We start from the raw sequence: 24112 nt of genomic DNA on the forward strand, positions 1-24112 counted from the left end.
TTTTTTTGACAAAGTCGGAATTGCACCTTTAAAACACAGCCATAAAGCGTGCCTATTTAAAGAAAGAACCTTTCTAAATTACTATTTTGCATTAAATTAATTTCGAAATTATCATTTCTTCGGTGATCCCCTCGGCATCTGCTTTGTAATTTTTAATAATTCTATGACGCAAAACACCTATACAAACAGCCTTTACATCTTCAATATCAGGAGAAAATTTTCCATTGAAGGCCGCATTGGCTTTGGCTGCCAAAATTAAATTTTGAGAGGCTCTTGGCCCTGCTCCCCAATCCAAATAATTTTTCACAAAATCATTTGATAACGGATTGTCAGGTCTGGTTTTACTTACTAAAGTCACGGCGTATTCAATTACATTATCCGCTACAGGAATTCTTCGGATTAAGTGTTGAAAATCTATTATTTCTTGTGCTGTAAATAATGGATTTATAGTACTTATGATATCGGAGGTGGTGCGTTTTACCACTTGAACTTCTTCTAAGAAAGAAGGATATTCCAGTTTTATGGCAAACATAAAACGATCCAGTTGGGCTTCCGGTAATGGATAGGTGCCTTCCTGTTCTATGGGATTTTGAGTTGCTAAAACAAAATAAGGTAAATTTAACTTATAATTTTCGCCAGCAATAGTCACTGAGCGTTCCTGCATGGCTTCCAGCAAAGCAGCCTGAGTTTTTGGTGGCGTACGGTTGATCTCATCCGCCAAAATAATATTTGAAAAAATAGGACCTTTAATAAATTTAAACTGTCTGTTTTCATCTAATATTTCACTCCCAAGAATATCAGAAGGCATCAAATCAGGGGTAAATTGAATCCTTTTAAAATCAAGCCCTAATGCCTGAGCCAACGTATTTACCATCAATGTCTTGGCTAATCCTGGCACTCCAACCAATAAAGCATGCCCACCAGAAAAAATACAAAGTAAAATTTGATCTACTACAGCATCTTGACCTACAATAATTTTTGCGATTTCCTTTTTTAGCTCGTTTCTTTTTTGAACTAAGTTATGTATTGCTGATACGTCTGACATTTATAAAGTATTTTGAAATTAAAAAGAGTTAGCATTATGACATCATAAAACTAACTCTTTTATTTATTTATCTAAAAAATATTCATTAAACCTTACGAAAATAAAAAATTACTTTTTTAACCAATTGTTTGTAAAGTCACAATCTCTATATTCCCCAATAATTTTAATATACGTTTCTTTTATTTTTTCGTTAAACCATTTTCCAATTGCAGTGATTTGTTTGTCTTTCAAAGCTAAATCTTTAATTTTGATATAATCATTTGCGTAATCTGCTGCATGTTCATCAATTCTATTGGTAACTGTTATCAATTTAAATTTCTTCTTACCCTCTTCGCCTTGATCTAGTATTGGAGCCGAGATTTCATTTTCTTTCAAATTAGAAACTTGACTGTAAAAAGCCGGATCCATTTTAGTCAATTCAAAACGAGTATCTTGTGTTTTTGGATTGATTAAGGCACCCCCATTCGCTCGGGTTTCTTTTTCATCAGAGATTGTTCTGGCTGCTTCCGCAAACGTAATCTCTTTGTCTTCGATTCTCTTTCTGATTAAAGTGATTTTTTCTTTGGCTTCATTAAGCGCCTCATCCGTTACAGTTGGCGATAACAATATATGACGCAACTCGACTTCTTGGCCTTTTATTTTTTCCACATAAATGATATGAAAACCAAAGTCCGTTTCAAAAGGAGCTGAAATTTCACCTTCCGCTAAACTAAAAGCAACGTCCTTAAATTCTTTTACAAATGGTGTTTTTCGATTCATTTTATAAAAACCTCCATTAGCTCTAGATCCGGGATCCTGAGAATACAAAACAGCTTTAGTGGAAAAACTGGAACCTTCTTCTATTTCTTTCTTGAAACCATTTAATTTATCAATCACTTTTTGTTTATCAGCCGCAGAAACTTTGGGAGTGACAACAATTTGTGCTACTTCTAACTCCACACCAAAATACGGAAGATCCGCTTTGGGGATTGTTTTAAAGTAATTACGTACTTCTTCAGGAGTAATTTCTACATCTGCAATAATTTTATTTCTCATTTCAGTACTTAACTTCCCTTCTTTTAAAATATCAGAGAAATAAGTTCTAAATTCTTCTTCAGAATCTTTTTTATAGTACTGAATTACTTTTTCTAAAGATCCAATTTGCTCTATCATATAGTTCAATCGATCTTCCATCATTCCTTTTATTTCAGCATCTGTTACTACAATACTATCTTGAATTGCCTGATGTGCATATAACTTGTCTTCTAATAATTTGCCTAACATCTGGCATCTGGTGATGTCTTTTACTGAACCCCCTTGAGTAGAAATTTCAAGATATGATTTATCGATATCCGAATCTAATATAATATAGTCTCCTACGGTAGCAATAACACCATCAATTTTTTGTTTTCCAGTAGTTTGAATTTTAATAATTGGAGCAATCACTGAATCCTTAATAATTTCTTGCGCATTTGTGAAAACACTTGTGAATAGCAAAAGAAAAAAAGTAAATACAATTCTATTATTAATAGATTTCATTTGAATTTTATTTGTTGGCATTATTATAATTTATATTTTTTTGTGACGAATCTTTATTTTAGATCCATTTATAGAATGATGAATCTAAATAATTTGGGCAAATATACACTTTAAGAATCAAGAAGTGAAGTCAATTTTATAATACAAGTGACAACCTTTCTTTAAATTTAAAACGAACAAAAATAACAATTCAATTACATTAAACAAGTTTCGCAACTAGTATTAACAAAAAATTATATGACCGTTTATTCATTGATCCGATAAGCATTGAAAACCGTAACGAGACGAAATATAAAACGTAAATAATTAAATATTGCTTGTGATTTATTGAATCGCAATTACAGAAACTCATTCTGTTGTTAAATATATCGATTTTTAGTAAAATATGCTGTTGCTTTTAAATGCCAAAAAATGACGCACTCCCTTAAAAATCAGGAACAATAAAATGCAAATAATAAATATTAAGGTTCAAGTTTTTAATGCTCTACTAAAAAAGTTGTGAACACTACAACGTTATCGTTATAAATTAAAAAATTTCTTGTGATCTTAACGTAATAAATTATATAAATTAGCTAAAAAAATAGATTTTTACTAAAAAAACAACTAAAAAATTAAATTTACAACACCTATTTGATTCATTTATTTTGATTATAATAAAAATAAATCTCTCACAATCTTACTCTATATCTATTTTATTTAGTACTACTTAAACCCAATCTATTATCTAACCTAAATTATTTTTTATGAAAAAACAAAATTTCAAAACCCATTTAGTCTCACTATTACTCGTTGGCTTTTGCTCGTGCAATTCAAATGATGATTTAATTACCAATTCAACAGAAGCTGCTGCGCAATTTAAAGTTATTAATGTAACCCATCATGATGGCCATCCATTCAGCACAGGCAAGCATTCAAATACGGCAACAAGTAAATACGTGGCAAATCCCGGAGGTGGTGTCATGATGCAAGCTTTTTACTGGGATGTGCCAGCGGGCGGAACGTGGTGGAATACTGTAAACACCAAGATAACTGCTTGGTCTAATGCTGGTATTGGTTCCATCTGGCTCCCTCCAGTTTCAAAAGCACAAAACGGAGCCTTTTCTATGGGTTACGATCCTACCGACTATTTTGACTTTGGAAATTACAATCAAAATGGAACAATAGAAACAAGATTTGGTTCCCGTACGGAACTTGAAAGTCTAATTACTAAAGTACACATTGAAAATATGCAGGTATATGCTGATATGGTACTCAATCACAATAGTGGCGGACAGTTAGAAAACAATCCTTTTACGGGAACACAAACGTATACTAATTTCACCGGTGTTGCTTCTGGTAAATTCCCCAGAACTAGTGCTGATTTTTATAAAAATTCGTACGGTAATAATGATGAAGGAGCTTTCGGTGGTTTTCCTGACTTAGCCCATGTGGTGCCAAATGTACAAGACTGGCTTTGGAAAAGAACAGATGGTGTGGGGAAATACTATAAGAACACAATGAAATTCGATGGCTGGAGATTTGATTACGTTAAGGGATTTGGTCCTTGGGTAGTGAAAGATTGGAATGCTAATGTAGGTGGTTTCTCAGTTGGTGAGTATTGGGACGCTAATGTAAACACATTAGAATGGTGGGCAAATAATGCAAACAGTTCGGTGTTTGATTTTGCCTGTTATTATAAAATGAATGATGCTTTTGACGGAAACAATCTAAACATATTGAATGATGACATGATGTGGAAAAGAAACCCGTACAAAGCGGTTACTTTTGTCTCTAACCATGACACCGATGAAATTTGGAAGAAAGAGTTAGCCTACGCTTATATTTTGACTCACGAGGGATATCCAACTATATTTTACAGAGACTATGAAGAATGGTTGAATAAAACAAAGATGGATAACCTTATTTGGATTCATAATAATAAAGGGACCGGGACCACCTCAATCCTATATACCGATACTGATGAATATATTGCCCGAAGAAACGGCTACAACGGAAACCCCGGACTGGTAGTTTACCTTAACAACTCATCAACCTGGCAAGAAAGATGGATTCAAACCAACTGGGTCAATGCCCAAATTAAAGATTTTACCGGAAACTCGACTTGGTTACCAACAACACAAGCAGACAAATGGGTAAAAATTCAATGCCCTCCAAATGGCTATTCCGTTTGGTCGATAAACATGTAGTAAACAATATTTCAAAGGCTGCCTGAAAAGGCAGCCTTTCTTTTCATCTAAAAGCATCACAGACAATTCTAATATCGATTCAAAATTTGTCAGAATTACGACTTCAAAACACACCAAATCCATTTAGCGTATAGTATTTTTTTAATTGGCATTTATAAATAGTACTTTTGCAAGCTATTTATATAAATATGGGCTTTTTAGAAGAAATACAACGCAGAAGAACTTTCGGAATTATATCACATCCTGATGCCGGAAAAACAACACTTACTGAGAAACTCCTCCTCTTTGGTGGTGCAATTCAAGAAGCAGGTGCTGTAAAGAATAATAAAATTAAAAAAGGGGCTACCAGTGACTTTATGGAAATTGAACGCCAGAGAGGAATTTCGGTTTCTACATCCGTTTTAGCATTCAATTATAAAGACAAAAAAATTAACATTCTTGATACTCCTGGACACAAGGATTTTGCTGAGGATACGTTTAGAACCTTAACTGCTGTGGATAGCGTTATTGTTGTGGTTGACGTTGCCAAAGGTGTTGAGGAACAAACGGAAAAGTTAGTAGCCGTTTGTAGAATGCGTAAAATTCCAATAATTGTATTCATCAATAAATTAGACCGAGAAGGAAAAGATGCTTTTGACTTGATGGATGAAGTGGAACAAAAACTGGGTTTAACAGTTACTCCGCTAAGTTTTCCAATAGGAATGGGGTATGACTTTCAAGGGATTTATAATTTATGGGAACAAAATATCAACTTATTTAGTGGTGACAATCGCAAAAATATTGAAGAGACCATTGCATTTTCTGATGTCCAAAATCCTGAATTAGAGAAAATCATCGGTCAAAAACCTGCTGATCGATTGCGGGAAGAATTAGAATTAATAGATGAAGTATATCCAAAATTTGATCGACAGGATTATTTAGACGGGAAATTACAACCTGTATTTTTTGGTTCGGCGTTGAATAATTTTGGAGTTAGAGAACTATTGGATTGTTTTGTTCAAATTGCGCCATCACCCAGACCAAAAGATTCGGAAACGCGATTAGTAGATCCAAAAGAAGAAAAAATGACGGGATTTGTTTTTAAAATCCACGCTAATATGGATCCAAAACACAGAGACCGTTTGGCTTTTATAAAAATTGTATCAGGAACTTTTGAAAGAAACAAACCGTATTACCACGTACGTCAAAAAAAGAATTTAAAATTTTCTAGTCCAAATGCTTTCTTTGCTGAAAAGAAAGAAATTGTCGACATTTCTTATCCTGGTGATATTGTAGGTTTACACGATACCGGAAATTTCAAAATTGGTGATACTTTAACCGAAGGAGAAATCATGAGTTTTAAAGGAATCCCGAGCTTCTCTCCGGAACATTTCAGGTACATCAACAATGCTGATCCGATGAAAGCCAAACAATTAGACAAAGGAATTGATCAGTTAATGGATGAAGGTGTTGCACAGTTATTCACTCTTGAAATGAATAACCGAAAAATTATCGGAACTGTTGGAGCTCTTCAATACGAAGTTATCCAATATCGTTTAGAACATGAATACGGTGCAAAATGTACGTATGAAAATTTCCCGGTACACAAAGCATGTTGGGTAAAACCCAACGATTTAAAAAGCGATGAATTCAAAGAGTTTAGAAGAATAAAACAGAAATTCCTGGCACATGATAAATACGGACAATTAGTATTCCTAGCGGATTCGGATTTTACCATTCAAATGACACAAAATAAATATCCAAATGTCAAACTATTCTTCACTTCAGAATTCGAATAACCGTTTGGATTAGATAATTATTCCTGATGGACAACTGACCATACAAAAAATTAAAACTAGAAAAATAATTATACAAAAAAACGCTAATTTTTTAAATTAGCGTTTTTTTGTATAATTATGAAAATCCATTTAAACCTAAGCAATCATACTTTCCAAATTCACTGCTTTTTTCAAAAAAGCTTTGATTAACAAACGATTTGGAGCTGTACCTGAAGTAATAACTTGTTTTTTAGTAGTAGTCCCTTCTGTTGCTATTGTACTGTTTGGATCTTGTTTAGAACCCATAAACCACAATACAAAATTCATAGTATTAGAAGATGAAACGGCTGAAACGTTTTCTTGTTTTGTAATAGTAGTACCATCAATTGTATTTACTTCAACAACAGTTTTTGTAGTTTGAGCAAAAACAGCAGTATTAGATACTAAAATAAAAACAAACAAAATTAAACTGTTTATCACGTTTTTTTTATTTGCTTTAAAAGAAAAATATTTCATACTAATTTGTTTTTATGATAAATAGAACTTGTTCTTCTATTCCGAGAACGAAAGTATATCAATTAAAATCGAACAAAAAACATTTCCGATGAATGACCATTATAATCGTTTAAAGCGCAAATTTGTTGTTTACCCCGTAGACTTAACGCTATGTTAATCTTGAATTGCTGAAAACCTATTGATAGCAAATAACAAAAGGCTTATTAGGAAGAAAATAGGTAGTCGAGCAGAAATAGAAAGTGACACTCGACTTAAACACTATATCGATTTGTAAATACCCAAAATTGTAATGAATTTTGAGCCTCAAATTTGATTTATACAATGTAGGAAAATTGTAAAAAAATTACTTTTAGATTATAAACAATAATAATAGAAGTGCTAATATCCATTCTTTATATTATTCTATAAATAAAAAAGGCTCCATTTCTGGAGCCTTTAAAAATATTATGCTTGTCCCGCAGGACCAAAATTAAGCGGAATTGGCGCTTGTTCAGTATCTTTTATTTCGCCATGAGCGACTTCAAAACGGTGAATATTTTCCCCAATTGCTTTCAACAATCTTTTAGCATGCTGTGGCGTCAAGACTATTCTTGATTTTACCTTAGCTTTAGGTATACCTGGCATGATACTTACAAAATCTAAAACAAACTCTGACGAGGAATGATTAATAATTGCCAAATTAGAATAAATTCCTTCTGCAATTTTTTCGTCTAACTCTATATTAATTTGCTCTTGTTGTTGATTAGAATTACTCATATCTTAATAAATATATTCCTCTTTGTTAGCCATCATATCATTGTAATCTTCTTTTGATCCTACAATTGTATGGTCATATTCTCTCATACCCGTTCCGGCAGGGATTCTATGTCCAACAATTACATTTTCTTTCAATCCTTCTAAGTAATCGATTTTACCTGCAACAGCAGCTTCATTCAATACTTTAGTCGTTTCTTGGAAAGAAGCAGCTGATATAAACGATTTCGTTTGAAGCGATGCTCTTGTAATACCTTGTAAAACTGGTGTTGCAGTTGCAGTAACAACATCACGAGCCACAACAAGATTTTTATCTGTGCGTTTCAAAAGAGAATTTTCATCACGCAATTCACGAGGCGTAATAATTTGTCCTTCTTTTAAAGCACTAGAATCTCCAGCATCTTCCACTACTTTCATACCATATAATTTATCATTTTGAACGATAAAATCTTTCGTATGAATCAATTGATCTTCTAGGAATAAAGTATCACCTGGATCTTGAACTCTTACTTTACGCATCATTTGACGTATTACTACTTCAAAGTGTTTGTCGTTGATTTTCACCCCTTGCAAACGGTATACTTCTTGAATTTCATTTACCAAATACTGTTGAACAGCTGCTGGTCCTTGAATTCTTAAAATATCATCCGGAGTAATTGCACCATCAGATAATGGCACCCCTGCTCTTACAAAGTCATTTTCTTGAACAAGAATTTGGCTTGATAATTTAACCAAGTATTTTCTAATGTCCCCAAATTTAGATTCGATAACAATCTCACGGTTTCCTCTTTTGATTTTTCCAAAAGAAACAACACCATCGATTTCAGAAACAACAGCTGGGTTTGAAGGATTACGAGCTTCTAACAACTCTGTAATTCTTGGCAAACCTCCTGTAATATCTCCTGATTTAGAAGAACGACGAGGAATTTTTACCAATACCTTACCTGCTTTAATTTTCTCCCCGTTTTCAACCATCAAGTGGGCTCCAACTGGTAAGTTATACGAACGAATCAATTCATTGTCTTTACCGTAAACCAATAAAGTAGGAATTAATTTTTTAGCTCTAGATTCAGAAATTACTTTTTCTTGGAAACCAGTTTGCTCATCAATTTCAACCATGAATGATTGACCTTGCTCTAACTCTTCGTAAGCAATTTTACCGGTAAATTCAGAAACAATAACTCCATTATAGGGATCCCATTTACAAATCACATCACCTTTAGCAACAGACTGACCGTCTTTAACAAAGATACTGGAACCGTAAGGGATGTTATTGGTACTTAATAAAATACCTGTTCTTTCATCGATTAATTTCAATTCAGTAGAACGAGATACTACAATATCAACTGCATTACCTTCACTATCTTCTCCCTTAACCGTTTTTAAATCTTCAATTTCTAGTTTACCGTTAAATTTGGTAACAATACTAGACTCTTCAGATATACCACCCGCAACCCCACCAACGTGGAATGTACGTAATGTTAATTGTGTTCCGGGCTCTCCAATAGATTGGGCTGCAATAACACCAACAGCTTCTCCTCGTTGAGTCATTTTTCCAGTAGCTAAATTTCTACCGTAACATTTAGCACAAATTCCTTTCAATGCTTCACAAACAAGAGGTGAACGAACTTCTACTTTCTCAATTGGAGAAGCTTCAATTTGTTTCATCAATGCCTCTGTGATTTGCTCACCTGAACGTACTAGTACATCATTTGTCAAAGGATTTATTACATCTTGCAATGCAACACGCCCTAAAATTCTTTCTCCTAAAGTCTCAACTATTTCCTCATTTTTCTTCAATGCTGATACTTCAACACCTCTAAGTGTACCACAATCATCAATGTTCACAATAACATCTTGAGATACATCATGCAATCTTCTTGTTAAATATCCTGCATCGGCCGTTTTCAAAGCCGTATCCGCAAGACCTTTACGCGCACCGTGAGTAGAGATAAAGTACTCAAGGATAGACAGCCCTTCTTTAAAGTTAGAAAGAATCGGGTTCTCAATAATTTCACCACCACCAGCAGTAGATTTTTTTGGCTTAGCCATCAAACCACGCATACCGGTCAACTGACGAATTTGTTCTTTGGAACCCCTTGCTCCAGAATCAAGCATCATATACACCGAGTTGAAACCTTGCTGGTCTTCTCTAATGTTTTTCATTGCTAACTCTGTAAGTTGTGCATTTGCTGATGTCCATACATCAATAACTTGGTTGTAACGTTCGTTATTAGTGATAAGACCCATGTTATAATTAGCAGAAATACCTTGAACTTGTTCTCTGGCATCCGCAATTAATTTAGGTTTCTGATCTGGAATTCTAATATCACCTAGAGAGAATGACAAACCACCTTTGAAGGCAAATTTGTAACCCATATCTTTCATGTTATCCAAGAAAGCCGCAGTGGTAGGTACATCGGTAGCGCTTAAAACGTGTCCGATAATATCTCTAAGGTTTTTCTTAGTCAATACATCATTGATATATCCAGCTGCTTCCGGTACTACTTCATTAAATAATACACGACCTGCAGTAGTTTGTATGATTTGGAACACCAAGTCACCTGCTTCATTAAAATGTTTTGCTCTAATTTTCACACGAGCATTCAATTCTAATCTGCCTTCATTCAAAGCAATATTTACTTCTTCAGCAGAATAAAAAGTGATTCCTTCTCCTAAAATTTTAAGCTCAGGAGTAGACAAACGTTCTTTGGTCATATAATATAGACCCAAAACCATATCCTGAGAAGGTACCGTGATTGGAGCACCATTTGCAGGATTCAAAATATTGTGAGAACCCAACATTAATAGTTGTGCTTCCAAAATAGCTTCAGGTCCTAATGGTAAGTGAACTGCCATTTGATCCCCATCAAAATCCGCATTAAAAGCCGTACAAACTAAAGGGTGCAATTGGATTGCTTTTCCTTCAATTAATTTTGGTTGGAATGCTTGGATACCTAATCTGTGCAAAGTAGGAGCACGATTCAGTAATATTGGGTGGCCTTTAATTACATTTTCAAGGATATCCCAAACTACAGGCTCTTTCTTATCTATTATTTTCTTAGCTGATTTTACCGTTTTTACAATTCCTCTTTCTATCAATTTACGGATAACGAAAGGTTTGTATAATTCTGCTGCCATATCTTTTGGGATACCACACTCAGATAATTTCAATTCTGGTCCAACAACAATTACCGAACGAGCAGAATAATCCACACGTTTTCCAAGTAAATTTTGACGGAAACGTCCTTGTTTACCTTTAAGGGAATCAGATAATGATTTTAATGGTCTGTTTGATTCTGTTTTAACTGCAGAAGCTTTACGCGTATTATCGAAAAGTGAATCTACAGATTCCTGCAACATACGTTTTTCGTTTCTTAAGATAACTTCTGGAGCTTTAATCTCCATTAATCTTTTCAAACGGTTGTTGCGTATAATTACACGACGATATAAATCATTTAAATCTGAAGTTGCAAAACGACCTCCATCAAGTGGCACAAGCGGACGTAATTCTGGTGGGATAACGGGTACCACTTTCATAATCATCCATTCCGGACGATTCTCACGGTTCAAGTTAGACTCACGGAAAGATTCCACAACTTGTAATCTTTTTAACGCTTCAGTTTTACGTTGTTTAGACGTTTCATTGTTAGCATTGTGTCTCAATTGGTAAGACAAGGCATCGAGATCAATTCGCGCCAATAAATCCATAATACACTCTGCTCCCATTTTGGCAACAAATTTATTAGGATCAAAATCATCAAGATACTGATTGTCAGCAGGAAGTGTATCTAAAATATTTAAATATTCTTCTTCTGTCAAAAAGTCTAGTCTTTGCAACGATTCACCTTCTGCATTTTTAGCGATACCAGCTTGGATTACTACGTATCTTTCGTAGTAAATAATCATATCTAATTTCTTAGATGGAAGACCAAGGATATAACCAATTTTGTTTGGAAGCGAACGGAAATACCAGATATGAGCAATTGGCACAACAAGATTGATATGACCTACTCTGTCTCTACGTACTTTTTTCTCCGTTACTTCTACACCACAACGGTCACAGATGATCCCTTTGTAACGTATTCTTTTATATTTACCACAAGCACATTCAAAATCCTTTACTGGTCCAAAAATACGTTCACAGAAAAGTCCATCACGCTCCGGTTTGTGCGTTCTGTAGTTGATCGTTTCTGGCTTCAATACTTCACCTCTTGATTCTTTCAAGATCGATTCAGGAGAAGCAAGTCCTATGGAGATTTTATTAAACCTTTTTACAGGGTTTTTATCTTTATTGTTATTATTTCTATTATTCATCATAGTTTTTACTCTTGATTTATTTGCAATTAAAAATTGATTGTAGATTTATGATTTTCTTTAATCATTAAACTATTACCTCGAATTACTTCTCTAAACTTCAAATACAATTTTTGAAGTGCTATTTATAAAACCTATTGGGTCTAAATAAAAAATCGGAACGGGTTACGGGTATAAATCCTAAAAACTTATATAAATGCCAAAGTAGAGACGTTACAATGAACGGCTCTACCTCTGACAAATTATTATTTATTCTTCTAAACGAATGTCAAGTCCAAGACCTTTCAATTCATGCATTAATACATTAAATGATTCCGGTAATCCTGGTTCTGGCATAGATTCCCCCTTAACGATTGCTTCGTAAGTTTTAGCTCTACCGATAACATCATCAGACTTCACAGTCAAGATTTCTCTAAGTGTACTTGATGCTCCATACGCTTCAAGTGCCCAAACCTCCATCTCTCCAAAACGTTGCCCTCCAAATTGAGCTTTACCTCCAAGTGGTTGTTGTGTAATCAACGAGTATGGACCTATAGAACGTGCGTGCATTTTATCGTCAACCATGTGTCCAAGTTTCAACATGTAGATAACTCCAACTGTTGCCGCTTGATGGAAACGCTCTCCTGTACCACCATCATATAAATGTGTATGTCCAAAACGTGGTATTCCAGCTTCGTCAGTCAATTCATTGATTTGATCAAGAGTCGCTCCGTCAAAAATTGGTGTAGCAAATTTTCTACCCAAGTTTTGTCCTGCCCAACCTAATACCGTTTCATAAATTTGACCAATGTTCATACGTGAAGGTACACCAAGTGGGTTCAACACGATATCAACTGGCGTTCCGTCTTCAAGGAAAGGCATATCTTCATGACGAACGATACGAGCAACGATACCTTTGTTACCGTGACGTCCCGCCATTTTATCCCCAACTTTCAACTTACGTTTTTTGGCAATATATACTTTCGCTAATTTCAAGATTCCTGCTGGCAATTCATCTCCAACAGTAATAGTGAATTTCTCTCTACGTAAAGCCCCTTGTAAATCGTTCAATTTAATTTTATAGTTATGAATTAAATCATTAACCATTTTATTAGTTGCATCATCAGCAACCCATTGACCTTTACTTAAGTGAGCAAAATCTTCTACTGCATAAAGCATTTTTTGAGTGTATTTTTTACCTTTTGGTAAAACTTCCTCACCCAAATCATTCATTACACCTTGAGATGTTTTTCCGTTTACGATCAAGAAAAGTTTCTCTACTAATTTGTCTTTTAATTCCACAAATTTAACTTCAAACTCCATTTCAAGTGCTCCTAAAGCATCTTTATCCTGCGTACGTTTACGTTTATCTTTTACTGCTCTTGCGAACAGTTTTTTGTCTAAAACAACACCATGTAAAGAAGGAGACGCTTTTAATGAAGCATCTTTTACATCACCTGCTTTGTCCCCGAAGATTGCACGAAGCAATTTCTCTTCCGGTGTAGGATCTGATTCCCCTTTTGGAGTAATTTTTCCGATAAGAATGTCACCAGGTTTAACCTCGGCTCCAATTCTAATCATTCCATTTTCATCTAAATCTTTAGTAGCTTCTTCAGAAACGTTCGGTATGTCGTTCGTTAATTCTTCGTTACCTAATTTAGTATCTCTAACTTCTAATGAATAATCATCCACGTGAATAGAGGTAAAAATATCGTCACGAACTACTTTTTCAGAAATTACAATCGCATCCTCGAAGTTGTATCCTTTCCATGGCATAAAGGCAACTTTTAGGTTTCTACCTAAAGCTAATTCACCATTTTGAGTTGCATATCCTTCTGATAATACTTGTCCAGGAACCACTCTGTCTCCCTTTCTTACGATAGGTTTAAGGTTGATACTTGTACCTTGATTGGTTTTTCTAAATTTAATTAGATTGTATGTTTTTTCATCAGGCTCAAAACTTACCATTCTTTCTTCCTCAGAACGATCGTATTTGATAGTGATAATATTTGCATCTACATATTCAATAACTCCATCTCCTTCAGCGTTAATTAAAACTCTAGAGTCAGAAGCAACTTGACGCTCTAAACCAGTTCCAACAATTGGCGCTTCAGGACGAATCAATGGTACGGCCTGACGCATCATGTTAGATCCCATCAGGGCTCTATTCGCATCATCATGTTCTAAGAAAGGAATCAAAGAAGCAGAGATAGAAGCAATCTGGTTTGGAGCAACATCTGTATAATCTACACGTGTTGGTTCAATTACCGGGAAATCACCTTCTTGACGTGCAATTACGTCTTCGGCAGTAATTTTTCCAGTAGCATCCATTTGAATATTTGCCTGAGCAATCATCATTCCTTCTTCTTCCTCTGCGCTTAAGTAAACCGGAGTAGACACTAAATCTACAGTTCCGTTAGTTACTTTACGGTACGGCGTTTCTATGAAACCCATTCCGTTTACTTTAGCATAAACACCAAGAGATGAAATCAAACCAATGTTTGGTCCCTCTGGAGTTTCAATTGGACATAAACGTCCGTAATGCGTATAGTGAACGTCACGTACCTCAAAACCGGCTCTTTCTCTCGAAAGTCCACCTGGTCCTAGTGCAGATAATCTTCTTTTGTGCGTAATCTCGGCAAGTGGATTCGTTTGATCCATAAACTGAGACAACTGGTTTGTTCCAAAGAAAGAGTTGATAACAGAGGATAATGTTTTAGCATTAATCAAATCTATTGGTGTAAACACCTCGTTATCTCTAACGTTCATTCTCTCACGAATAGTTCTAGCCATACGTGCTAAACCAACACCGAATTGTTGAGACAATTGTTCTCCAACTGTTCTTACACGACGGTTTGATAAGTGATCAATATCATCAATCTCTGCTTTAGAGTTGATCAATTCAATCAAATACTTCACGATAGTTATGATATCTTCTTTGGTCAAGACTTGCTTTTCCATTGGAGTATCTAATCCTAATTTTTTATTAATTCTATAACGACCTACTTCCCCTAAGTTGTAGCGTTGATCAGAGAAAAATAATTTATCAATGATCCCACGAGCCGTTTCTTCATCAGGCGGTTCAGCGTTACGCAGTTGTCTGTAGATGTGTTCAACAGCCTCTTTTTCAGAATTTGTTGGATCTTTTTGTAGCGTGTTGTGAATGATCGCATAATCACCTTGATTAGCATCTTCTTTGTGCAACAAAATAGATTTAACGTTAGAATCAATGATTTCTTCCACATTATCTTTGTCGATAATCGTATCTCTATCAAGGATTATTTCGTTACGTTCGATAGAAACTACTTCACCAGTATCTTCATCCACAAAATCTTCATGCCATGTATTCAACACACGAGCAGCTAACTTTCTACCGATATATTTTTTAAGACCTGTCTTAGAAACCTTAATTTCTTCAGCAAGATCAAAAATTTCTAAAATATCTTTATCTCTTTCAAAACCAATTGCTCTAAAAAGAGTAGTAACTGGTAATTTTTTCTTTCTATCGATATACGCATACATTACGCTATTAATATCTGTAGAAAATTCTATCCAAGAACCTTTAAAAGGAATTACTCTGGCAGAATACAATTTTGTACCATTTGCATGGAACGATTGACCAAAGAAAACACCTGGAGATCTATGCAATTGCGAAACAACTACACGCTCAGCACCGTTAATAACAAAGGTACCGCTTGGTGTCATATAAGGAATTGTACCAAGATAAACATCTTGAACAATAGTTTCAAAATCTTCATGTTCTGGATCAGTACAATATAGTTTTAACCTTGCTTTTAAAGGAACACTATAGGTAAGACCTCTTTCTATACATTCTTGAATTGTGTAACGTGGTGGATCTACAAAATAATCAAGAAATTCCAATACAAAGTTATTTCTTGTATCAGTAATTGGGAAATTTTCCATGAAGGTATTGTATAGCCCTTCGTCGCCTCTTTCGTCAGATTTAGTTTCTAATTGAAAAAAATCTTTAAACGATTTAACCTGAACATCTAGAAAATCCGGATAATCAGGAATATTTTTTGTAGAGGCAAAATTCAATCTTTCAGTCTGATTTGTTATCATCAATGGACAAAATTTTGATTAAAAAAGTAATTTTTTTGTATAAATATTGATTTATTTATACTTTTCTTTTTACAACCATTACATCTTTAAAAACCAATTTAAGATAACTACTTTTTTATTATCTGTTAATTTTTTTTCCTCGTAATGGGTAAAATGAATTTGTTTTAAAAGACTATTGTGTAATTACACATGGTAGACTTTTGTTATACGAAAAATGGTTTAGGTCATTGGGTGACTAAACCCAAGACCTAAACCTTATTCTTTAAAGCAAGTTTAACTATTTAAGTTCAACCTCAGCTCCAGCTTCTTCTAAAGATTTTTTAAGCCCTTCAGCCTCTTCTTTAGAAACACCTTCTTTAACATTACTTGGTGCGCTATCAACTACATCTTTAGCTTCTTTCAAACCTAAACCTGTAAGTTCTTTAACTAATTTTACAACTGCTAATTTAGAAGCACCTGCTGCTTTTAATACAACTGTAAATTCTGTTTGAACGTCTTCAGCCGCAGCTTCACCACCACCTGAAACTACTACAGCTGCAGCAGCTGGTTCGATTCCGTACTCATCTTTTAATATTGTTGCTAATTCGTTAACTTCTTTTACCGTTAGGTTAACTAATTGTTCTGCGAATTGTTTCAAATCTGCCATTTTTTCTATCGTTTTAAAATGATTTGTAAAAATATAATTTATTTATTGTGCGCGTTTTAAAATAAAACCAGGACTGTAAAGTCAGTTTTATTATGCTTCTACTTCTTCTGTAACTTCTTCGCTTTTTGCAAATTGGTTCTGAAGAGCAGATATAACTCTTTGTGCTGGTGACTGCAATAATCCAATAAGTTCGCCAATAAGCTCTTCTTTAGATTTAATAGTTGCTAACGCATCTAATTGATCGTCTCCAATATAAACTTCAGCATTAATATAAGCTCCCTTTAATACAGGTTTAGCTGATTTTTTTCTGAAATCCTTGATTATCTTACCAGGAGCGTTTGCTATTTCAGAAATGAATATAGCGCTATTACCAGTCAAAACTGAAGGCAATTCTCCATAATCATTAGCCGAAGCTTCCATTGCTTTTGCAAGCAAGGTATTTTTAACAACTTCTAATTTTATACCTGCTTTAAAGCAAGCTCTTCTCAAGTTTGAAGTTGCCTCTGCATTCATTCCAGAAATATCAGATACATAAACAATGTTTGTACCAGCTAACTGTGCAGTTAAAACTTCAATCGCAATTGATTTTTCTTCTCTAGTCATACTAAAAATTTTTAACTACCAATTATACTGCTTTAGGGTCCAAAGCAATTGCAGGACTCATAGTGCTAGTTAGGTAAATACTTTTAATGTAAGTTCCTTTAGCCGCAGTTGGTTTAAGTTTGATTAATGTTTGAATAATTTCGTGAGCATTGTCAACAATTTGTTCTGTTCCAAAAGAAACTTTACCAATTCCTGCATGCACTATACCAGTTTTATCAACTTTAAAGTCAATTTTACCAGCTTTTACCTCTTGAACAGCTTTTGCAACATCCATAGTTACAGTCCCTGTTTTAGGGTTAGGCATTAAACCTCTAGGTCCTAAAATACGACCTAATGGACCTAATTTACCCATAACAGAAGGCATTGTGATAATTACATCAACATCTGTCCAACCATCTTTTATCTTTTGTAAATAATCGTCAAGACCTACATAGTCCGCTCCTGCTGCCAAAGCCTCTGCTTCTTTGTCCGGAGTAACTAATGCTAGTACTTTAACATCTTTACCAGTTCCATGAGGTAATGTTACCACACCTCTAACCATTTGATTCGCTTTTCTTGGATCTACACCCAAACGTACTGCGATATCAACAGACTCATCAAATTTTGCAGAAGCAATTACTTTTATTAATGCCGCAGCATCTTTTAAAGAGTATAATTTGTTCTTTTCAATTTTTGAAGCAGCCTCTTTTTGCTTTTTTGTCAATTTTGCCATGTCTTTCTCTTAATTAAAAAGGAGCGTCTCCTGATACAGTTATACCCATAGATCTAGCTGTTCCAGCAACCATACTCATTGCAGACTCCATAGTGAATGCATTTAAGTCTGGCATCTTGTCTTCAGCAATAGCTCTAATTTGTTCCCAAGTAACACTAGCTACTTTTTTACGATTAGGCTCACCAGAACCAGATTTTAGCTTTGCAGCTTCCATTAACTGAACTGCTGCTGGAGGAGTTTTTACAACAAAATCAAACGATTTGTCTTTATACACAGTAATTTGTACTGGGCATATTTTGCCGGGTTTATCTTGAGTTCTAGCATTAAATTGCTTACAGAATTCCATGATGTTTACCCCAGCAGCTCCTAAAGCAGGTCCAACCGGTGGCGACGGGTTCGCAGCACCTCCCTTAACTTGTAGTTTTACTACCTTACTAATTTCTTTAGCCATTTTTTAAAAAATTTAACATTACAATCATTGGAAGCGATTGCAATGGATATTATAGATGTAACAAAAAATTATACTTTTTCTACTTGCATAAAACTTAATTCTAATGGTGTTTTTCTTCCGAAGATTTTAACCATCACTTCAAGTTTACGCTTTTCTTCATTAATTTTTTCAACAGTACCGTTAAACCCATTAAAAGGTCCATCAACAACCTTGATCGTTTCACCAATGTTGAAAGGAATTGAACGAGTGTCGGCATTTACAGCCAACTCATCGACCTTACCTAACATTCTGTTTACTTCCGAAATTCTTAAAGGAACAGGCTCTCCACCTTTTATCTCTCCCAAAAAACCGATAACACTTGTTATAGACTTAATTATATGAGGTATTTCACCAATAAGATTTGCTTCAATCATAACATAACCAGGAAAATAAACTTTGTCTTTGATTATTTTTTTTCCTTCTTTCACAGTAACCACTTTTTCAGTAGGAACTAAAACTTGCGAAACGTAATCACCCATCCCTAATCTTGCGATTTCAGTTTCAATGTATGCTTTCACTTTGTTCTCTTGTCCGCTTACTGCTCTAACGACATACCATTTCTTAATATTATTATCTGCCATAAGAAAAAAATTACCCTTTTATCCAGTTAAAAAATCCAGCTAAAGCTTTTGCGAAAATCTCATCAACTCCCCAAGTTGCCAAGGCGAATAGCACTGAAAAAACAGCAACAACAATCGTTAGGCGTTGCACCTCAGGCCAAGCTGGCCAAGTTACATTTGACTTTAATTCTTCAAATGCTTCTGATATGTAATTAACAACTTTTGTCATTATGATTTATTTTTTGCACGGGCGGAGGGATTCGAACCCCCATCAACGGTTTTGGAGACCGCTATTCTACCCTTGAACTACGCCCGTTTGTTAAAAGCCAGTAACAGTTAAAACCGTTACTGGCTTTCTAATTTATTTATAGGATTATGCTACTATCTCAGTTACCTGACCAGCACCAACTGTTCTACCACCTTCACGGATAGCAAAACGCAAACCAACACTCAATGCAATTGCACTAAGCAATACAACATCGATTGTTAAGTTATCCCCAGGCATAACCATCTCTACACCTGTTGGCAAAGTAATGATACCTGTTACATCCGTTGTACGTACGTAAAACTGTGGACGGTAATTATTATGGAATGGCGTATGACGACCACCTTCTTCTTTTTTCAAGATATAAACCTCTGCTTTGAAAGTAGCATGTGGCTTAACTGAACCTGGCTTACAAATAACCATTCCTCTTTTGATGTCTTCTTTCTGAATACCTCTTAAAAGAATACCTACGTTATCTCCAGCTTCTCCTCTATCAAGGATTTTACGGAACATCTCAACTCCTGTAATAGTAGAAGTCAATTTTTCAGCACCCATACCAATGATTTCAACTGGATCTCCAGTATTAGCAACACCTGTTTCGATACGACCTGTAGCTACAGTTCCACGACCAGTGATTGAGAATACATCTTCAACAGGCATCAAGAAAGGTTTTGCAACATCTCTTACAGGCTCTTCGATCCAAGAATCTACAGCTTCCATTAGTTCAAGAATTTTTGGTACCCAAGCTGGATCATTATTCAATCCACCTAAAGCAGAACCTTGAACAACAGGACCATTATCTCCATCATATTCATAGAATGATAATAAGTCTCTGATTTCCATCTCAACTAATTCAAGTAATTCCTCATCATCAACCATATCCACTTTATTCATGAATACAACCATTCTAGGAATACCTACTTGGCGACCTAAAAGGATATGCTCACGTGTTTGTGGCATTGGCCCATCGGTAGCAGCTACAACAAGAATAGCACCATCCATTTGAGCAGCTCCCGTAACCATGTTCTTTACGTAATCCGCGTGACCTGGACAGTCAACGTGAGCGTAATGACGATTAGCAGTTTCATACTCTACGTGAGATGTATTAATTGTAATACCTCTTTCTTTTTCTTCTGGAGCATTATCAATTTGATCAAATGATTTTGCTTGACAGTAACCTGCATCAGACAATACTTTTGTAATTGCCGCAGTTAATGTAGTTTTTCCGTGATCCACGTGCCCAATTGTTCCAATGTTTAAGTGGGGCTTGTTACGGTTAAAATTTTCCTTTGCCATTTTACTTAATTTTTAATCTTGTTATATATTAATTTCTATTTCCTACTTACTTGAGCCAACTACGGGAATTGAACCCGTGACCTCTTCCTTACCAAGGAAGCACTCTACCTCTGAGCTAAGTCGGCAGAGAATTCTGATTGTAGATTTACGATTGTAGATTTAAAATCAGCATCCTGAAATCTAAACTTCTTTTTTGTGGGGAGAGCAGGATTCGAACCTGCGAAGTTTACACAGCAGATTTACAGTCTGCCCTCGTTGGCCGCTTGAGTATCTCCCCTAAACCATAATTATCAATATTTCAAATAAAAGAGCCGGTGGAGGGACTCGAACCCACGACCTGCTGATTACAAATCAGCTGCTCTAGCCAACTGAGCTACACTGGCATTATCAATAAAAAAAGTCCGCTATTTCTAACGGACTGCAAATGTAGAAATTTTATCTCTCAATCAAAACATTTTTTAAAAAAAAATCATATTAAATGTGTGAACTTATTTTTTCTTTCCTTTTTACCAACATTCTTTGTAAAGATTCTGCAGATAGCTCTACCGCCTCTTCAAAAGTTTTACATTGTTTTTTAACCAAAAAATCATCCCCAGGTACATTAATTTTCACCTCTGCAATTTTATTCTCTTTATCACTTGTCTTTTCAACCTTCAAAAAAACATCTGCCGATACTACTTTATCATAATACTTTTCTAACTTGTCCAATCGCTCTTGAACAAAATCTACTAGCTTTTTGTCAACAGTAAAGTTAACTGCATGAACACTTACCTTCATAATCATCTTTTTTAATTGTTAAACATTTTTAAATTACTTTCGACCACGAGGATGTGCATCTTTATGCACACCTTTTAGTTCTGACAAACTGCTGTGTGTGTATATCTGCGTAGATGCCAAACTTGAATGTCCCAATAATTCTTTTACTGAATTTAAATCTGCACCACTGTTTAATAAATGGGTTGCAAAAGTATGTCTTAGTATGTGAGGACTTTTTTTTACTTTTTCCGACACAGTACTAAAGTATGAATTTATTAAACGATACACAAAAGAATCATTTAATTTTAACCCTTTTTTTGTGAGAAAGAAATAATCATTATCAACAATCGCCACCAAGGAAGACCTTACATCTAAGTACAAGGAAAACTGATCCATTACTATTGGCAAAACGGGAAGAATTCGCTCTTTATTGCGTTTTCCTAACACTTTAACTGTACCAGCAGACAAATCAATATTAATAATTTTTAAATGCACCAATTCAGTTCTTCGCACTCCAGTAGTATAAAGCAAATCTATGATTAGCTTATTTCTGATCTCTTCAAATCCAATCGCACTTTGCATTGAAACCAAAACATCCACCATCTCTTTTTCAGAAAAAGGAATCTGCAGTGTTTTAGGAACCTTAAGTGCCTTATGCTTCGACAAGGGACTGCTCTTTATTTGCTTGATTTTTAATAGAAATTTATAAAATGCTTTTAAGGAAGCTATTTTTCTATTTACTGTCACATTAGAGATTGCCTCGTCTACGAGATACACAATCCAGCTTCTAATTTGGCTGTAATCAACCTGCTCAATACTTGCTTGATCAAATTGAATTTTATTGAACGATTCAAAAGAGGCAATATCCTTACAATAAGCTGTTATAGTATGTGGAGAATATTTTTTTTCGAATTCGAGATAATTACGAAATGCATTTATAGTTGTAGACATAAAAAAACCGTTAGCATCAAAGTTATAAAACTTTTAATGACTAACGGTATTTTATTTTAATAGATATTGACTAACTCTCTAAGTTATCTCTCATATTTTGGATATAAGCCGCTTTTTGAATTTTGATTCTATTGGTTACTGAAGGCTTAATAAAAGCAGTACGTGCTCTTAATTGACGAACAGTCCCTGTTTTATCAAATTTTCTTTTGTAGCGTTTTAACGCTCTATCGATATTTTCTCCGTCTTTAATTGGTATAATTAACATAATATAGACACCCCCTTTCTTTAAGTGTGCAAAAGTAAACATTATTTTGAATTATGAATCATGAATTATGGATTATTTTTGGGCGTGCCGGCGAACATGACTTTTGTCCTATGCAAAACACCTCTTCACCCGCCGTCAGGCTGTCCGTTATAAGTCCTCATTGCATTGCGGGCTTTCCTCTTCCATCCTTCACGCAAAAAAAAAGAGTCAATATGCAATTTTAATGCATGTTAACTCTTCTTTCTATATCCACAATTCTAAAAACTATCCTTTTAATAAATTTCTTGAAATTACTATTTTTTGAATTTCAGTAGTTCCTTCACCAATGGTACATAGTTTAGAATCTCTATAGAATTTCTCTACAGGATAATCTTTGATATAACCATACCCCCCATGTATTTGAACGGCTTCATTAGCCACTTTAACACACACTTCCGAAGCATACATTTTAGCCATAGCACCCAATGTAGTAACAGGCCTGTGTTGCTCCTTTAAGAAAGCTGCTTTGTGCAATAACAATTCTGAAGCTTCAATCTCAGTAGCCATATCCGCTAGCTTAAACGAAATTCCTTGAAATTCAGAAATGGGTTGACCAAACTGATGTCTTTCTTTCGAATATTTTAATGCCGCTTCGTAGGCCCCTTTGGAAATCCCTAATGACAATGCTCCAATAGAAATCCTACCACCGTCAAGGATTTTCATGGCTTGAATAAAACCTTGCCCTACTTCTCCTAATCTGTTCGAATCTGGAATTCGGCAATTATCAAAAATTAATTCTGCTGTTTCACTGGCACGCATTCCTAATTTATTTTCTTTTTTTCCTGAAGTAAAACCAGGCATTCCTTTTTCAAAAACAAAAGCAGTCATCCCTTTCGAATCTCCCTTTTCACCAGTACGAACAATCACAACGGCTACATCCCCAGAAATAGCATGCGTGATGAAATTTTTAGCTCCATTTACGATCCAAAAATCACCTTCTTTTTTAGCAGTAGTATTCATTCCGCCAGCATCAGAACCGGTATTATGCTCTGTCAAGCCCCAAGCTCCAATATGCTCCGCTGTGGCCAATTTTGGAATCCATTTTTTCTTTTGTTCTTCATTCCCAAAAGTCAAAATATGATTGGTACATAAGGAATTATGTGCCGCAACAGACAACCCAATCGATGGATCTACTTTAGATATTTCCTCAACAATCGTGATGTATTCATGATATCCTAATCCAGAACCTCCAAGTTCTTCTGGCACTAAAACACCCATGAAGCCCATTTCACCTAATTTTTTAAACAATGGTACTGGAAATGTTTGCGCTTCATCCCATTCCATAATGTTTGGGCGAATCTCTTTTTCAGCAAATTCTCTTATAGATTGTGCAATCATAGATTGCGTTTCGTTGTAGTCAAAATTCATTGTGATA

The 24112-nt window shown here is 35.0% G+C and carries 19 protein-coding genes and 4 tRNA genes; 2 read left to right on the top strand and 21 right to left on the bottom strand.

Annotated features, from left to right (window positions below):
* Window positions 1-91: 91 nt before the first annotated feature.
* Window positions 92-1045: an AAA family ATPase gene (locus ACNQF9_RS12195; RefSeq protein ID WP_417960960.1), complete on the bottom strand. Its 954-nt coding sequence runs from the start codon at window positions 1043-1045 to the stop codon at window positions 92-94.
* Between the two features lie 108 nt (window positions 1046-1153).
* Window positions 1154-2584 carry a peptidylprolyl isomerase gene (locus ACNQF9_RS12200; protein WP_417960962.1) on the bottom strand — a complete coding sequence of 477 codons (1431 nt, stop codon included), beginning with the start codon at window positions 2582-2584 and terminating at the stop codon, window positions 1154-1156.
* 722 nt (window positions 2585-3306) lie between these two features.
* On the opposite strand from ACNQF9_RS12200, the gene ACNQF9_RS12205 reads away from it, so the two are divergent.
* A complete protein-coding gene (locus tag ACNQF9_RS12205) occupies window positions 3307-4749 on the top strand; it encodes an alpha-amylase (protein WP_417960964.1) in 1443 nt (480 codons plus the stop codon).
* Window positions 4750-4937: 188 nt separating this feature from the next.
* Window positions 4938-6527: a peptide chain release factor 3 gene (locus tag ACNQF9_RS12210; RefSeq protein WP_417961237.1), complete on the top strand. Its 1590-nt coding sequence runs from the start codon at window positions 4938-4940 to the stop codon at window positions 6525-6527.
* Window positions 6528-6662: 135 nt separating this feature from the next.
* On the opposite strand, the gene ACNQF9_RS12215 is transcribed toward ACNQF9_RS12210, so the two are convergent.
* From ACNQF9_RS12215 to ACNQF9_RS12305, 19 genes are all read right to left on the bottom strand, one after another.
* Window positions 6663-7022, bottom strand: coding sequence for a hypothetical protein (locus tag ACNQF9_RS12215; RefSeq protein ID WP_417990304.1), 360 nt, complete (start codon window positions 7020-7022; stop codon window positions 6663-6665).
* A 444-nt stretch (window positions 7023-7466) separates the two neighbouring features.
* Window positions 7467-7778, bottom strand: a complete 312-nt coding sequence (locus ACNQF9_RS12220) for a DUF3467 domain-containing protein (RefSeq protein WP_073354716.1) — start codon at window positions 7776-7778, stop codon at window positions 7467-7469.
* Window positions 7779-7781: 3 nt separating this feature from the next.
* Window positions 7782-12095 carry a DNA-directed RNA polymerase subunit beta' gene (gene rpoC / locus ACNQF9_RS12225; protein ID WP_417960967.1) on the bottom strand — a complete coding sequence of 1438 codons (4314 nt, stop codon included), beginning with the start codon at window positions 12093-12095 and terminating at the stop codon, window positions 7782-7784.
* Window positions 12096-12341: 246 nt separating this feature from the next.
* On the bottom strand, window positions 12342-16154 hold the full coding sequence (rpoB, locus tag ACNQF9_RS12230) for a DNA-directed RNA polymerase subunit beta (RefSeq protein WP_131992164.1): 3813 nt from the start codon (window positions 16152-16154) through the stop codon (window positions 12342-12344).
* 277 nt (window positions 16155-16431) lie between these two features.
* Window positions 16432-16800, bottom strand: coding sequence for a 50S ribosomal protein L7/L12 (gene rplL / locus ACNQF9_RS12235; protein WP_039109063.1), 369 nt, complete (start codon window positions 16798-16800; stop codon window positions 16432-16434).
* A gap of 90 nt (window positions 16801-16890) precedes the next feature.
* Window positions 16891-17403, bottom strand: coding sequence for a 50S ribosomal protein L10 (rplJ, locus tag ACNQF9_RS12240; RefSeq protein ID WP_416856949.1), 513 nt, complete (start codon window positions 17401-17403; stop codon window positions 16891-16893).
* Between the two features lie 22 nt (window positions 17404-17425).
* Complete coding sequence (gene rplA / locus ACNQF9_RS12245; RefSeq protein ID WP_417960970.1) at window positions 17426-18115, bottom strand: 50S ribosomal protein L1; 690 nt, start codon at window positions 18113-18115, stop codon at window positions 17426-17428.
* Between the two features lie 13 nt (window positions 18116-18128).
* Window positions 18129-18566 carry a 50S ribosomal protein L11 gene (gene rplK / locus ACNQF9_RS12250; protein ID WP_066082293.1) on the bottom strand — a complete coding sequence of 146 codons (438 nt, stop codon included), beginning with the start codon at window positions 18564-18566 and terminating at the stop codon, window positions 18129-18131.
* Between the two features lie 68 nt (window positions 18567-18634).
* Window positions 18635-19186 carry a transcription termination/antitermination protein NusG gene (nusG, locus tag ACNQF9_RS12255; protein ID WP_417990305.1) on the bottom strand — a complete coding sequence of 184 codons (552 nt, stop codon included), beginning with the start codon at window positions 19184-19186 and terminating at the stop codon, window positions 18635-18637.
* Between the two features lie 10 nt (window positions 19187-19196).
* Window positions 19197-19394, bottom strand: coding sequence for a preprotein translocase subunit SecE (gene secE, locus ACNQF9_RS12260; RefSeq protein ID WP_417960972.1), 198 nt, complete (start codon window positions 19392-19394; stop codon window positions 19197-19199).
* Window positions 19395-19410: 16 nt separating this feature from the next.
* Window positions 19411-19481: transfer RNA gene (locus tag ACNQF9_RS12265), tRNA-Trp, on the bottom strand.
* 57 nt (window positions 19482-19538) lie between these two features.
* Window positions 19539-20726 carry an elongation factor Tu gene (tuf, locus tag ACNQF9_RS12270; RefSeq protein WP_417960974.1) on the bottom strand — a complete coding sequence of 396 codons (1188 nt, stop codon included), beginning with the start codon at window positions 20724-20726 and terminating at the stop codon, window positions 19539-19541.
* Between the two features lie 53 nt (window positions 20727-20779).
* Window positions 20780-20851, bottom strand: a tRNA-Thr gene (locus ACNQF9_RS12275).
* Window positions 20852-20922: 71 nt separating this feature from the next.
* A tRNA-Tyr gene (locus tag ACNQF9_RS12280) sits at window positions 20923-21003 on the bottom strand.
* Window positions 21004-21035: 32 nt separating this feature from the next.
* Window positions 21036-21109, bottom strand: a tRNA-Thr gene (locus tag ACNQF9_RS12285).
* Between the two features lie 91 nt (window positions 21110-21200).
* On the bottom strand, window positions 21201-21503 hold the full coding sequence (gene hpf, locus ACNQF9_RS12290) for a ribosome hibernation-promoting factor, HPF/YfiA family (protein ID WP_091164791.1): 303 nt from the start codon (window positions 21501-21503) through the stop codon (window positions 21201-21203).
* Between the two features lie 33 nt (window positions 21504-21536).
* Window positions 21537-22433 carry a tyrosine-type recombinase/integrase gene (locus tag ACNQF9_RS12295; RefSeq protein WP_417960976.1) on the bottom strand — a complete coding sequence of 299 codons (897 nt, stop codon included), beginning with the start codon at window positions 22431-22433 and terminating at the stop codon, window positions 21537-21539.
* Window positions 22434-22503: 70 nt separating this feature from the next.
* Complete coding sequence (gene rpsU, locus ACNQF9_RS12300; RefSeq protein WP_035670421.1) at window positions 22504-22698, bottom strand: 30S ribosomal protein S21; 195 nt, start codon at window positions 22696-22698, stop codon at window positions 22504-22506.
* Window positions 22699-22962: 264 nt separating this feature from the next.
* Window positions 22963-24105, bottom strand: a complete 1143-nt coding sequence (locus ACNQF9_RS12305) for an acyl-CoA dehydrogenase family protein (protein WP_417990306.1) — start codon at window positions 24103-24105, stop codon at window positions 22963-22965.
* Between the last annotated feature and the right edge of the window lie 7 nt (window positions 24106-24112).

It is taken from the genome of Flavobacterium amylolyticum (assembly GCF_048284335.1).
Classification (GTDB): Bacteria; Bacteroidota; Bacteroidia; order Flavobacteriales; family Flavobacteriaceae; genus Flavobacterium.

Excerpts from the sequence above, each read along its gene's own strand:
- ACNQF9_RS12195 (WP_417960960.1), bottom strand. The coding sequence starts at position 1,045 with ATGTCAGACGTATCAGCAATACATAACTTAGTTCAAAAAAGAAACGAG.
- ACNQF9_RS12200 (WP_417960962.1), bottom strand. The coding sequence starts at position 2,584 with ATGCCAACAAATAAAATTCAAATGAAATCTATTAATAATAGAATTGTA.
- ACNQF9_RS12205 (WP_417960964.1), top strand. The coding sequence starts at position 3,307 with ATGAAAAAACAAAATTTCAAAACCCATTTAGTCTCACTATTACTCGTT.
- ACNQF9_RS12210 (WP_417961237.1), top strand. The coding sequence starts at position 4,938 with ATGGGCTTTTTAGAAGAAATACAACGCAGAAGAACTTTCGGAATTATA.
- ACNQF9_RS12215 (WP_417990304.1), bottom strand. The coding sequence starts at position 7,022 with ATGAAATATTTTTCTTTTAAAGCAAATAAAAAAAACGTGATAAACAGT.
- ACNQF9_RS12220 (WP_073354716.1), bottom strand. The coding sequence starts at position 7,778 with ATGAGTAATTCTAATCAACAACAAGAGCAAATTAATATAGAGTTAGAC.
- rpoC (WP_417960967.1), bottom strand. The coding sequence starts at position 12,095 with ATGATGAATAATAGAAATAATAACAATAAAGATAAAAACCCTGTAAAA.
- rpoB (WP_131992164.1), bottom strand. The coding sequence starts at position 16,154 with ATGATAACAAATCAGACTGAAAGATTGAATTTTGCCTCTACAAAAAAT.
- rplL (WP_039109063.1), bottom strand. The coding sequence starts at position 16,800 with ATGGCAGATTTGAAACAATTCGCAGAACAATTAGTTAACCTAACGGTA.
- rplJ (WP_416856949.1), bottom strand. The coding sequence starts at position 17,403 with ATGACTAGAGAAGAAAAATCAATTGCGATTGAAGTTTTAACTGCACAG.
- rplA (WP_417960970.1), bottom strand. The coding sequence starts at position 18,115 with ATGGCAAAATTGACAAAAAAGCAAAAAGAGGCTGCTTCAAAAATTGAA.
- rplK (WP_066082293.1), bottom strand. The coding sequence starts at position 18,566 with ATGGCTAAAGAAATTAGTAAGGTAGTAAAACTACAAGTTAAGGGAGGT.
- nusG (WP_417990305.1), bottom strand. The coding sequence starts at position 19,186 with ATGGCAGATAATAATATTAAGAAATGGTATGTCGTTAGAGCAGTAAGC.
- secE (WP_417960972.1), bottom strand. The coding sequence starts at position 19,394 with ATGACAAAAGTTGTTAATTACATATCAGAAGCATTTGAAGAATTAAAG.
- tuf (WP_417960974.1), bottom strand. The coding sequence starts at position 20,726 with ATGGCAAAGGAAAATTTTAACCGTAACAAGCCCCACTTAAACATTGGA.
- hpf (WP_091164791.1), bottom strand. The coding sequence starts at position 21,503 with ATGAAGGTAAGTGTTCATGCAGTTAACTTTACTGTTGACAAAAAGCTA.
- ACNQF9_RS12295 (WP_417960976.1), bottom strand. The coding sequence starts at position 22,433 with ATGTCTACAACTATAAATGCATTTCGTAATTATCTCGAATTCGAAAAA.
- rpsU (WP_035670421.1), bottom strand. The coding sequence starts at position 22,698 with ATGTTAATTATACCAATTAAAGACGGAGAAAATATCGATAGAGCGTTA.
- ACNQF9_RS12305 (WP_417990306.1), bottom strand. The coding sequence starts at position 24,105 with ATGAATTTTGACTACAACGAAACGCAATCTATGATTGCACAATCTATA.